Origin of the sequence: Verrucomicrobium sp. BvORR034 (assembly GCF_000739635.1) — a bacterium.
Classification (GTDB): domain Bacteria; phylum Verrucomicrobiota; class Verrucomicrobiia; order Verrucomicrobiales; family Verrucomicrobiaceae; genus Verrucomicrobium.
Map to the genome: position 1 here is coordinate 38,734 of NZ_BATQ01000014.1, position 12,040 is coordinate 50,773.

6 protein-coding genes are annotated in these 12,040 nt (G+C 61.0%); 2 read left to right on the plus strand and 4 right to left on the minus strand.

Annotation, left to right across the window (positions count from 1 at the left end):
* The first annotated feature begins 51 nt into the window (after positions 1–51).
* On the plus strand, positions 52–1,305 hold the full coding sequence (locus tag BV034_RS02990) for a serine hydrolase (protein WP_050023978.1): 1,254 nt from the start codon (positions 52–54) through the stop codon (positions 1,303–1,305).
* Positions 1,306–1,380: 75 nt separating this feature from the next.
* On the opposite strand, the gene BV034_RS02995 is transcribed toward BV034_RS02990, so the two are convergent.
* The 3 genes from BV034_RS02995 to BV034_RS35570 all read right to left on the minus strand — a co-directional run bounded on the left by BV034_RS02995 (position 1,381) and on the right by BV034_RS35570 (position 3,538).
* Positions 1,381–1,965: an HNH endonuclease gene (locus tag BV034_RS02995; protein WP_050023980.1), complete on the minus strand. Its 585-nt coding sequence runs from the start codon at positions 1,963–1,965 to the stop codon at positions 1,381–1,383.
* A 159-nt stretch (positions 1,966–2,124) separates the two neighbouring features.
* Positions 2,125–2,925, minus strand: coding sequence for a nucleotidyltransferase domain-containing protein (locus tag BV034_RS03000; RefSeq protein WP_050023982.1), 801 nt, complete (start codon positions 2,923–2,925; stop codon positions 2,125–2,127).
* Between the two features lie 451 nt (positions 2,926–3,376).
* Positions 3,377–3,538, minus strand: coding sequence for a hypothetical protein (locus tag BV034_RS35570; RefSeq protein ID WP_265592556.1), 162 nt, complete (start codon positions 3,536–3,538; stop codon positions 3,377–3,379).
* Positions 3,539–3,846: 308 nt separating this feature from the next.
* On the opposite strand from BV034_RS35570, the gene BV034_RS03005 reads away from it, so the two are divergent.
* Positions 3,847–10,428, plus strand: a complete 6,582-nt coding sequence (locus BV034_RS03005) for an autotransporter-associated beta strand repeat-containing protein (RefSeq protein WP_050023984.1) — start codon at positions 3,847–3,849, stop codon at positions 10,426–10,428.
* A 5-nt stretch (positions 10,429–10,433) separates the two neighbouring features.
* On the opposite strand, the gene BV034_RS03010 is transcribed toward BV034_RS03005, so the two are convergent.
* Complete coding sequence (locus BV034_RS03010) at positions 10,434–11,969, minus strand: glycosyltransferase family 39 protein (RefSeq protein WP_050023986.1); 1,536 nt, start codon at positions 11,967–11,969, stop codon at positions 10,434–10,436.
* Positions 11,970–12,040: the final 71 nt, after the last annotated feature.

Here is a 12,040-nt window from a genome sequence, read left to right on the forward strand (position 1 = left end):
TCGAAGCTCAAGTGAATAAATGGTTGTCTGTGGCGTATCCTCGCCTTGCTCATGCTCTCCCATCGCCTTTCAAACTTAAGCCTGGTGCTGTGCACTGGTGCGTTCGTCTTCTCTCCCATCGTCCCCGCCGCGGAAGACTATTTCCCGCCGCCTGACAGCCAGGGAGGCTGGAGGACGCTGAAGACGGCGGACGAGATTCGCGACAAGGCGGGAATGGATCTCGCCAAGCTGGATCAGGCGTATGAGTTCACGGAGCGCTGCAGCCAGAACGGTGGGCTGCTCGTGGTGCACAAGGGGTACTTGGTGTTTGAGAAGTACTTCGGCCGCGCCCATCGCAATGCCAATCCTGACATGGCCTCCACGGGCAAGGCATACACCAGCATTGCCTGCGGCATCATGCTGAATGAGTTCAAGGACAAGATCCCGGATGGCCTGGATACCAAGGTCTTTACGGAGAAGTATCTGCCTGAGGCGCTTCCTCTGAACGATCCGCGCAAGGCGGACATCAAACTGGGGCAACTGCTCTGCATGACCGCCGGATACTGGGGGGAGGGGCAGGCCCCGTCTGGCTACGTCATGGGCAAGTCCACCCCGCTCAAACCTGTGCCGGGCCAGAACATCAAAGACCTGGACCAGTCGTCACTGAAGGTGCCGCTCTGGACGGATCCGGGGGCTGGCTACTCCTACTCCTCACCCGCTCCGCATATTGCCTCGATCGTGCTGCGGCACGTGACCGGGATGGAGCTGCAAGACTACATCCGCAAGCGCCTGGGAGATCCCATGGGCTGGGAATCCTGGGGATACTGCCTGCATCGCGGCGATTATGACATGCCCCATGCCAATGGCGCGGGCAGCATTGCCGTGCACGCCACGGATGCCCTGCGTTTCGGCTACTGCTTGTTGCGCGAAGGACGATGGGGGAGCCAGCAACTGGTGCCGGCGGAGTACATCAAGCTCTGCCAACAGGCGTCGCCGTACAATCCGCACACCCCGTTCTCGCTGCAGTTCGAGCACAATGCCGACGGGCATGTGGTGGGAGCGCCCCGGGACGCCTTCTATAAATCCGGGGCGGGCGGTTTCGGTATCTTTGTGGTGCCTTCACTGGATCTGGTGATCTACAAGCTGGGTGGCAAAGACGGCCAGTACGACCCCGCACTGACCCGGCTGCCGCAGCCATTCCAGTACGACGGTTCGAGAGATAACTGGCAGCCCATTCCCCGGACGGGATTTCATGAGGGGAGCATGGGCGGAGATGACGGCCTGCGACGCGTCTTGGAGATGGTCGCGGCCGCCATCCGCGGGTGATGCTGAACAAAGGGCGATTCAATTCCTGACAAGCCCGGCCGGAAGGGACCATGAAAGGTGCCTTCCAGCCGGGCATCATTGTCGAAGGAAGTGATTCCAGTCCCGCACGTCGTGGACATTGCGGATGAGCAGCGTCACGGGTACGGCCTTGGGGGTCACGGGCGGACGTTGCAAACGCAGGCCCGCTTCCTGGGGCAGTCGGTCAGCCTTCCGGGTATTGATTTTCCGGTCGGCCAACACGCAGTTTTCCCAGGACGAAGCGCCACCCCGGGACCGGGGCACGACGTGGTCGATGTTGCCTTCGTTCCGGGCCAGCTTGCGACCCGTGTACTGGCAGACGCCGCCATCCCGTTCCCAGATGCCCCGGGCGGTGAAGCTGGGGCGATGGAGCGGGACCTTGTCGTAACGGGCGGCCACCACCACGGTCGGCACGCGGACGGGGCCGTGGGTCGTCTTGATGGACTGGTCGCTTTCGCGAACGGGCAGCTTGAGCCACTGCTCCCAGGTCACGGGGACGATCGACTGATCATCCTGGACGTCGAGGCCGGTGGCGGCTCCGGTGGAGAGCATGCAGAAGGCTTCGGCAGGGGTTTTGACGTGGATGGCCTGCCAGCATCGGTTCAGCACCAGGACGGTGCTCTTGTTCAGGATGTCAGACATAATCGGAAGGGGGAAAGGGGCGGGGAATGAGCGCGTGATTTCATGAACCAAGAAAGCCCGGCTGAACCGGGCGGATTGGGGAGACGAGTTTTCCGTCCGCCCCGCGCGGGGGTGCGCGAGGGCGGACGGTGGTTTTGGGGGGGAGGAAGGGGTCAGCAGCTAGGCGGCCAAGGCGTGCAGGCGGAAAAAGGCATCGAGCTCGTCCACATCTCCCGAAACATCCGTGGGATGATTCAGGGCATCCAGACGCACCAGTTCCAGTTCCACGAACTGCGACAGCACCTCCACCGGCGGGGCCACAGAGAGCTCTTCAGCGCTCTGTTTCCGGGCCACCAGCTCCGCCACGGCCTCGCGGACGTCGGCTTCATCCAGCACGGCGTCCACCAGCTCCTGGAAGAGCATGGGGACCGGGGACTGGAAGCGCTCGATCCAGCGGCAGGCCAGCAGCGGACGCAGGACATAGAGATACTTCTTCAAGCTCACCATGTCGCGGCCGCGCAGGTAGTCGCGGTAGTTGCCGAAAGCCATGTGCAGGTAGTGCACGAAGCACTTCTTGGGCGAGTAGAACTCCTCCGAGAGAGCGCGGAACTGTTCGAGGAACGCGGGATCGCTCCAGTACACCATCGGCGAGCGCAGCCACTCCAGCAGGGAGGGGTTGCTCTTGCGCAGCAGGCGCAGGGCCTTGCGCAGCTCCCAACCGCTCACGTCCAGCTCCTCGCTGATGGGCAGCTCGATCACATCGCGCTTTTCATCAACGGAAAGGTACCAGTCGCGCTCGTGGACATAGAGGAAGCGAACGTCGTAGTCGCTGTCCGGGGAGGCGAATCCCCAGGCGCGGCTGCCGCTTTCGCAGGCGTAGAGCACACGCACACCGCGGCGGAACTCAAGATCCTGCAGCGTGTTTTGCACGCGTCTGACAACTCCTGGATCGAGGGCGGAGGGGAAGGGTTTCAAAGTCATGGGAGGGGAGGTTGAGGAGAGGGAAAAGGGACCGGAAGAATCCGGAGGGGAAGGGCGGGGCGCTAAGTATGAAGCGCACAAATGCAGGGTGGGAGATGGGCACAGACTTACCCCTGATGTTATCGTCCAAGTTACAAAGACAATAACATTGACAGCCGTTGCTCGTGGGCGACCCTGATGGCCGCACCGGCATTGGGCATCTCGGCGAGAGACTGGATAAGGTTGGTGACCGGGGTTTTGCCCCGCCGTCAGTTGGAGCTGGCGGCAGGACGATGGCTACCCTGTCAGGAAGTGGGAAAGTGTTTTAGAAGAAGGTGGGCCTCCGATCTGGTTGAGAGTGGTTGGTTTTGGTTCTGGGGGGGTAATCTTGGGGAAAGTCAGGGCGGAAAACAAAAAACCCTGCCGGCCTTTTGAGGGCGGGCAGGGTTCAGAAAAACTATGGATTAATCCATCAGATCTGAATCTGCCTGCCGGTTCCCTCGTGCGCTGCCTGTTTGCTACCGTTGCAGGTGAGCGCGACAAGTCGGACGACGGGAATGGCCTGGAACATGCCGGAACGCGTCAGCCACGAGGCTGCGGGCGTTGCGTAGGTGTTGTTCCAGTTGGAGTTCATGAGGAGGGATGAAGTTGCCGGAGAGTAAGTGGAGTGAATAAGTCGGTCAACTTATTTTGATGTTATTTTCAGGATGTTCCAGCGTCGGCGTTAGTCGCAGAGCACTGTGGGAGATGCGGTTTGCAGGTCCGGCATCCCAGCGATGTGGGACTTTGAATCAGCTCCGTGAGCAATTTCTTTAGTCGGCATGTCGCTGCCTCCATTGAGGGGATGGGGTGCGGATGTTTTGTGCCGGATGTGCTGTTTCCGCGGTCTGAAAACAATCCCTTACATCTCCCGGTGTTCCCATCGCCCGCCCCATCCCCGCCATGACTTCCTCCAAACTCCTCCTCCTCTGCTCGGCCCTGCTGCTCGGCATGGGGCCGTCCTGCCTCCGTGCCGCGACTCTGACCTGGGACGCCGATACCGGCACCTCAGGCGCGCAGGACGGAGGGGGCCTGAACTGGCTGGACGCCAGTCGCTGGTGGGATGGGGGTGCCAACGTCACTTGGTCCTCGGGCAATGACGCGGTGATTGGCTCCGCGACCGGTGCGGCGGGGGTGATCACCCTGGGCCCCGGTATTTCTGCGGTGTCGCTCACCTTCAATGCACCTGGGAGCGGGGCCTATACCCTGACGGGCGGCACGCTGGGCCTCACCTCCGGCAACATCGTTGCCAATGCCAGTGCAACCATTGAATCCGTGCTGAACGGGACCGCGGGATTGAACAAGAGCGGGGCGGGTACGCTGACTTTGGCCGGTGGATCTGCCAACACCTATGCGGGATTGACGACCATCAGTGAGGGGACGGTCGCGATGGGCAAGACATCAGGTGTTGCGGTGACAGGGGACGTCAGCATTTCCGGAACCGGAAAACTCCAGTGGAATGCGGCGGGGCAGGTGGCCACGACTTCCAACCTCACCATGAGCGCCGGAAGCATTGACTTTGGGGGCTTTGACGTGACCCTTGCCAGTCTTACCAAGACCAACGGGGATATTCTGAGCACGGCACGGGGCTCGATCATCATCACCGGAACCCTCAAGGTGTCTGGTGGGACAAGCAACAGCGGCACGGCGATTGGCTATACGGTGAACACGGCGGGTGCCTCCACGAGTTACACCGAGGCCGGCACGGTGGACTTTCGCGGGTTTGTCGGCACCGCGCTTCAAATCGGATCCAACAGCACCTCAAATGTGGCGACCTTCGCTGTAGGGACTGGAGGGTTGTTGTTGGACGGGCAGACGCTCCAGATGAACACCACCACCAACGCGTCTGGCAAGGGGACCAAGATCCTCCTCAAAGGGAATGTGACGGCAACAGGGGTGAACACCATTCTGATGAGCGGCACCACAAACATTGCAGGTGTTGCCCACACCATCGATCTCGACGGTGGCGTTCGGACTTTTGACATCGCAAGCGGAGGTGTTCTCCACGTCAATGACCCCAATGCATCCACTGCGCTGAAATTGATCGCCATCACCAACGGAGGCATCACGAAGACAGGGGCCGGCACTCTTCAGTTCAACGGCACTACTGCCAACACCTACACCGGACTGACGACGGTGACGGCGGGAACTTTGAATCTGAACAAGACAGCCAATGTGATCTCCATCGCTGGAAACATCCTGGTGAACGGCGGGACGCTGGCATTGATGACGGACAATCAGATTGCTGATGCGTCGGATTTAGTTATTTCCTCAGGAGCGGTCTCCTTCGGGGGCAGAAATGAGACGGTCAATAGCATCACCATGACCGGCGGGACCTTCAGCACCGGCAACACGGGCGGTGTCGCCTCCTTGGTGACAGTCACGAACGGAGTGTCCATCGGAGGCGGTGCCAAGCTCACCGTCAATAGCGGAGGCACCCTTTCGGCGAACTCCCTGAGTCTTGCCGGAGTCGACATCCCTGTGAATGGAGCCGTGGGCGGCAACATTCTGGTTGGCGGCTCAAGCACCACTGCCGTGACAACGCTCACCATTGGCGCGGGTGGGCTTTCCATGACCGGGCAGACCATCCAGTTCAATTCTGCCACGGGTACGAACAGAGGATCCCGCATCGAACTGAATGGAGATTTCACCGGCACAGGGACCAACAACATTGCGTTGAGTGGAACTTCGAGCGGCAGTGCCATCGCCGAGCTTTCCATAGGATCGGCAACCAGGACGTTCAACGTCGTATCCGGCACCACCAACATCACAGGAATCTCCGTCGTGGGCACTGGCGGCACCCTGGTCAAGACGGGTGCTGGGCAACTCGCGCTGTCCGCCAACAACACGTACACCGGCAACACTGTCGTGAAAGGCGGAACCCTTACCCTCACTGGCACGGCGGGACGGCTGTCAGCTACTTCCGGTCTTCAGATTTCGGGCGGGGGTACCTTGCAGATCGGTAGCGGAACCGCAGCCTCCAACAATGGGGTGACGGACCGCGTGAACAACACGGTGGTGGCGACCCTAGGCGGGGCCGACGGCGGCGGCAGGCTGATACTGGCTGCGGCCGCAGCGGGCAACAGCCATGCTCAGACCCTGGCTGGCCTGATGGTGAACCAGGGCGTGAATGCCATCGCGACCAATGCTGCCACGGGCACAAACACGCTTACTTTCTCCGGTGCGTCTGGCTCTGTGTACTCCCGCAGTGTGGGAGGCTATGTGGACTTCGCCAATCAAACTGGATTTTCCGTCGTGTTCACCAATGGCCCTTCAGGAGCAGGGGTGGCAGGAGCAGGAGTTGATGCCATCCTCATTGGCGCAACGATGAACACTCGTAAAGACTTTGTGACCGCTCAATCAGGCGTCATCACCGCCGCCACTTATACGGCGACCGGTGCAGCCACCTGGGATGCAGGAAAGAACATGAATGTCACTGGCGACGTGACCACCGGTGGGGCCGACGCTGGCATCAACAGCTTGCGTTTCGCAGAGGCCGCCGCACGCACTGTGACCCTCACAGGCACCCAGACCATCGCCAGTGGCATGATCCTGGTGACGAGCGATGTGGCGAACAATGCCACAACGATCACGGGCGGCACATTGCGGGGATCCGCAGGAGGCGAGCTGATGGTCATGCAGAACAACACCAGCAATACGCTGACGATCAGTTCGACCATTGCGGACAACGGTTCCGCCACAGCCTTGACGAAAGTAGGTGCTGGAGTGCTCATCCTGACTGCAGACAACACCTACACCGGGACCACCTACCTTTTGGAAGGGGTGCTCCGCGCCACGGACGGCTTGGGGCTGGCCGAAGGCAATCTGGTGCTGAATGGAGGCGTCCTGGAAAGCTCCGGCAGCTTCACAAGAGGTTTGGGTACAGGGGTGAATCAGGTGCAGATCACCGGTGGAGCCAGCGGGTTCAGTGCCCGAGATGGGGCTTTAACTGTGAATCTCGGGGGGGCGGGTGCCACGGTGCAGTGGGGCAGCAGCCTGTTCAATCCGTCGTCCCTCGTCCTCAATGCCTCCACGGCGAATAGCACTCTGGATTTCCAGAATGGAATCGACCTCAATGGTGGTGTCAGGACCGTCAGTGTGCAGGCCAGCACGGCAACTATTTCCGGGCTGATCAGCAATAGCGGGACCGCAGGCGCAGAAGGGTTGGTCAAGACGGGAACAGGCACCCTGGTGCTGGACCGCGTGAACACATACGCCGGCACTACGACTCTCACCGCGGGCGTCCTTCAGGTGGGCAACGACCTCGCCTTGGGAACCAGTACCTTAGCTCTCAATGGCGGCACTCTACAGGCCATTAACAGTGCGCGCAGCTTCGCCAACAGTTTCCGTATCACTGCCGATTCGACCTTTAGCGGTACCAATTCCATCACCATCAACGGTACTTTCGTCAACGGCTCCGCCACTCCGATCCTGAACAACAACATCTCCGGTGCTGGAAATGTCCTCACGCTGAATGGCAATGTTTACCTGTCCGAGGACAATACCACCACCGGGCGCTATTTGCAGATCCTTGGGAGCGGCAGTACAACGATCATTAACGGGGTTATTGCCAACAACAGTGGTGACAACACTCTGGCCACAGGCCTGTTCTTCAATGTCGGGAGCGGCAGCTTGAGACTGACGGCGGACAACACCTACACTGGCCGCACTCTTCTGGCCGGAGGCAAGCTGATCATCACCCGCGACCGGAATCTGGGCATTGGACCCACGTCTGCTCTGACGGATGCGATTATTGTAGCAGCGGGCGGCACGCTTCGGGCAGAGGGGACCTTCACGTTGGATGCGAACCGCAGCATCGGCATCGGCGGCTCGGGAGGGAGCACCTCGGCGGCTCCCTCGACGGGCACGTTTGAAGTGGCTGCCGGACACACGCTGACTATTGCTGGGGTGATTGCCAACCGGACTACTAATGTTAATGGATCCAGCACTCCCGCCAACTTCGGTGCATTGACCAAGAGCGATACTGGGAGGCTCGTTCTCCAGGGCAACAATACCTATTCCGGCCTGACCACTGTCAGCAACGGCGTACTGGAACTGCGTCACGGCAGTGGCTTGGGGACGACAGAGACGGGCACCACCGTGGGAGCCAACGCCTCCCTGCAACTCGCTGGCAGCATCACTGTCGGAGCGGAGGCGTTAACCCTTTCAGGCAATGGTCTGGGAGGTGGGGGTGCCTTGCGCAACATCGAGGGAAATAACACCTGGGGAGGATTGGTGTCCCTGGGGGCGACCAACACTCGCATCAACTCTGATCTCGGGACGCTGACGCTGGACGTCGCTTCAGGGGACGCCATCGCCAACACCGCCACCACGGGGACGCGAGTGCTCTCCCTGGGCGGCGCTGGGGACATCGTGGTGGCGGATGCAATCAATCAGGTTGGAGTGGGCGGAACCTTGTCCGTCGTCAAAGATGGCATGGGCACGGTCACGCTCTCCGGCACGAACAACATCAATGGGACCGTGACGGTCAACAGCGGGCGACTGGTGCTCGACTATTCCACTGGTAACTTTGTCCTTCCGACGACCAAGGCTCTTACTTTTAGCGGCGGGGCCATTGAGGTGAAAGCCCAGGGCGGCGGAAGTGTAGCCCTGGGCGACATCACCCTGGTGGCGAACAGCGGCCTGAACAAGCTCGTGGTGGGAGCGGGCACCACGCTGACGCTGGGCAATACCTGGACCCGCAACAGTACCAGCTCACTTTTGATCGACCTGTCGGCCGCAGGCAGCGTGCTGAACTCGAGCCCGACGACCACTGAGGTGAAGACCATCGCCTCCTCTGGGAACACCACTGGCACGATGATTGTCGGGAGCGCTTTTGCTGCCTACACAGTGAAAGATGGCAATGGCCGATACGACTTCGCCGCCCTCAGTGGCGGTTCGGTGGTGAGGCTGGATGCCAGTCTTGCCCTGCCCTCCACAGGAGGAAACGTCAACAACGCTTATTTGCTGAAACCGACCTCCGGGTCATCCACGCTTCAGTTCAACGCTGGTGCGACGGTGAATACGGCCGTGGTGCGGGTGGATACTACCGAGGCAGCCGGCGAGTTGGACCTCAACGGAGGCAAGCTGGTGCTTAACGACCTGGGGTTTCTGGTGGATGGAAGCAACAACTTCACCATCAAGGACACCAGCGTGGGTCAAACAGGGCTTCTTGAGGGAACCTCGACCAATACCGCCCTGTTCATGTACCACTATGGGACCGGAACGCTGACCATTACCGCCAAGCTCTCCAGCGGCGGCGGGTCGATCGCCTTCATCGGTGAAGGGGGACTGGTGGACTGGAACTCTGCCTCCAACTCCACGGGAGCCACCAACATTCAAGGGGCCGTGGTTCGAGTGAGCCACATAGGGGCGCTGTCACTGAACAATACTTCAACGGCAGGTGGGGGCACCCAGTTCATCAATCTCTCCAACGGCGCCATTCTGGAACTGGCGACCGGCAATCTCACACGCAATCTCGGCACTTCTGGCAACGGAGTGCTCGGATTTCAGGCTGGCGATGGCGGTGGTTTCAGTGCATTTGGCGCAGACCGGACAGTCAACTTCACCTCTGGAGTGAACAGCATCAACATCGTCTGGGGCACTACCACAGGTTTCCTGGCCAGCGGCAGCAAGCTCATTCTGGGGTCCAAGTATGCGGACAAGCGGGTGGACTTCGTGAACAACGTGGATCTGAACGGCGGCAATCAGATCATCGATGTTCAGAGCGCCAACACCGCTGGCGTGGGTGGGAAACTCAGCGGGGTGATCAGCGGTGCCACGGGCAGCCTCCAGAAAATCGGCCAGGGCATCCTGGAAGTCACTGGAAACAACACCTATGGCGGCGGCACCACCGTCAAAGAAGGCACCTTCCTGGCGAACAATGCCCTGGGATCCGCCACCGGGGTGGGCAATGTGACCGTGCTCAGCGGTGCCCGACTGGGTGGCAATGGCACGGTGGGGACTTCCACGAGCTCGGCCAGCATCACCGTGAAATCGGGCGGCACGCTGTCTGTCGGCCAGTTGGGAAACACCAGCGGTCAGCAGCTTAAGCTGGCGACAGGTGCAGGCGGTGTGATCACCCTCTCCGGCACCGTAGAATTCGACATTTTCGGCAACAACGGCGGGGTCAACCCGATTGGGAACAATGACTCGCTGGGGCTCACCAGCAGTTCGCCCATTGCGCTGGGAGGCACGCTCAAGATTGTGGACTCCACCGATGTCGCAACGGAGCTGACCCTGGGCTCGTCCTGGCAGTTGATTGACTGGACGAACGTCATTGTCAGCAACGGGCAGAAGTACACGGGAGCCTTCACCACGTTCGACGTGCCCGTGCTGGCTGAAGGTCTGGCCTGGGACTACTCACAACTCTACACCACGGGTTATGTCTCCATCACGGTCGTTCCAGAGCCCGGGCGCGTGATGCTCCTGGCAGGTGGACTGGCGGCCTTGCTGATGCGCCGTCGTCGCCGTCAGAGGGCCTGAGCGGCTCACGGAGCGGCATCCCACGCCTTTAGTTCACGTCCCAGAAACACCTGCCATTTTCTTGAACCGGAGGTTCCCAGAGGCACGCGAATCTCACCCAGCTTCTCCACCTGGGTGAAGTTCCGTTCCAGCCGTCGTGGCAGGGGTTTCTCAGACGGCTGCAGGATCAGGGCATCCCGTCCCAGGCTCTCTGCGGCGGAGGGCCACAGTTCGTACTGGGAGGCGATGATGCCGTCTGGCTGCCAGCGGTAGGCTCGCGGATGCTGTGGCGTGTAGAAGGCGAACTGGCTCGCGTTCTCGCGGTGTCCCAGGGCCAGGAGAAAGGTCTGGTCTGGGCGTGGGGTGGCGGCGAGGAATTCGCCAGCCTTTCGTCCGGCTTCAGACCACCCGTGAATGCGGGCCATGGGATCCAGTTTGTCGTCACCGGTTCGTCCGGCGGCCCACATTCCCATCGGCACCAGGTAGGCCAGGACGGTCAGGGCCGCGGCAACGACAACGGCCGGGCGTTGCAGTTTCATGAACCCTGGCCAGAGGGTCAGGCTGGTGGAGGCGCGGGTCCACGTGGCGGCCAGCAGCACCATGGCGGCCAGGTGATACACTGCAGGCCAGTTGGGGTTCACACTCTGGCGCAGGGCCAGGAGATGAAACACCACCAGCGCCGGGGCGGAAAAGGCGGCCAGCAGGCGCTCCTTCATCCCCAGCCGCCGCCACTGCCAGAGCGCGGCCGCCGAGACCGTAAGCAGACCGAACCAGGTGAGTGGGGTGAACAGTCCGGCCTGGGTGGCGGGGAACTCGACGAACTGCACGAGGTGATCCAGCAGGCCGGAGTCTGCTTTCGTATTAAAGTGGTGTTTTGTGTGTTCCAGGGTGATCCATCCGTGCTGCTGGTTCCACCACAGCACCGGCAGCATGAAGAGCAAAGCCCCAACCAGGCTGAGCCAGAAGCCGGGCCGTTTCAGGAGTGGGCGGGCCTCCCGGGTGGACACGGCGAAAACGATCATCAGTACCGGAAAGACGAGCATCATCTGCTTGCTCAGGGTGCCGACACCCATCACGAGGCTGAGGATCAGCCAGCGCGTCCAACGTTGTGGGCTCTGCACCGCGGACCAGAGGGCCAGAAGCGCGGCTGACCAGAGCAACACCAGTGGCGAGTCGATGGTGAAGAAGAGGTTCAGCGCGACATTGGCCGGAGTCAGTGCCGCCAGGGCCAACACCAGGAGACCCGTCGTCTCATCAAACATCCGTTTCCCCAGTTGGTAGAGCAGGGTCAGGGATCCTGTGCCCACCATGAGCGCGGCCAGACGCACGCCCCATTCCTGATTCCCGCTCAGCCAACCCACCATACCCATGAGCCAGCCGATCAGCGGGGGCTTGCTGTAGTAGCCCCAATCGGGTCGGCGGCCCCACTCCCAGTAGTAGCTCTCGTCCCCGGCCAGATCATAGAGGCTGCAGAAAAAGGGGAGGAACAGCAGCCGAAGCAGCAGCAGCCCGAGCAAGAGGTGCCAGGCGCGGAGCTTTGACCATGGGGAAGTTGGCAGCATCGCGTCTCGTGCTCGAATCCTACGTGACGAACAAGTGACGATCTTGCCATTCTATCTTGCCGGGGCTTTGC

What these genes read in the sequence shown, in the direction of transcription:
- BV034_RS02990 (WP_050023978.1), top strand. Translation starts at nt 52, where the DNA reads ATGCTCTCCCATCGCCTTTCAAACTTAAGCCTGGTGCTGTGCACTGGT.
- BV034_RS02995 (WP_050023980.1), bottom strand. Translation starts at nt 1,965, where the DNA reads ATGTCTGACATCCTGAACAAGAGCACCGTCCTGGTGCTGAACCGATGC.
- BV034_RS03000 (WP_050023982.1), bottom strand. Translation starts at nt 2,925, where the DNA reads ATGACTTTGAAACCCTTCCCCTCCGCCCTCGATCCAGGAGTTGTCAGA.
- BV034_RS35570 (WP_265592556.1), bottom strand. Translation starts at nt 3,538, where the DNA reads ATGAACTCCAACTGGAACAACACCTACGCAACGCCCGCAGCCTCGTGG.
- BV034_RS03005 (WP_050023984.1), top strand. Translation starts at nt 3,847, where the DNA reads ATGACTTCCTCCAAACTCCTCCTCCTCTGCTCGGCCCTGCTGCTCGGC.
- BV034_RS03010 (WP_050023986.1), bottom strand. Translation starts at nt 11,969, where the DNA reads ATGCTGCCAACTTCCCCATGGTCAAAGCTCCGCGCCTGGCACCTCTTG.